Here is a 260-nt window from a genome sequence, read left to right as displayed (position 1 = left end):
CGGGTCAATTTTGCTTGCTGTATTATTGTTGTTTATGTCAGGTGTTCAAGCGAACCCCATCAAATGGTTAGGGCTGATCGGAATAAAGTTTGTGGCAGGTGCTCTTTTTTTATTTTGCCTCAATCTATTTGGTGAGAGTCTAGGATTACATGTCTCTATTAACCCTGTAACAAGTGGAGTCAGTGGTCTATTGGGCATCCCAGGCGTAGCAGCTTTAGTCGTAATTGAAAAATTTATTATTTAATGAGAAATATTGTTGA

General features: G+C 38.5%; 1 protein-coding gene. It reads left to right on the top strand.

Annotated features, from left to right (window positions below; genetic code table 11):
* Nucleotides 1–244 (top strand): pro-sigmaK processing inhibitor BofA family protein (locus ACM615_RS24420; protein WP_431012714.1); only part of this gene is annotated, 244 nt, incomplete at its 5' end.
* Nucleotides 245–260: the final 16 nt, after the last annotated feature.

It is taken from the genome of Rahnella sp. PAMC25617 (assembly GCF_050606005.1).
In the GTDB taxonomy this organism is placed as follows: domain Bacteria; phylum Pseudomonadota; class Gammaproteobacteria; order Enterobacterales; family Enterobacteriaceae; genus Rahnella; species Rahnella variigena.
Note: the sequence above shows the minus strand (reverse complement) of the source record. Positions and strands in the feature narration are given on the sequence as shown.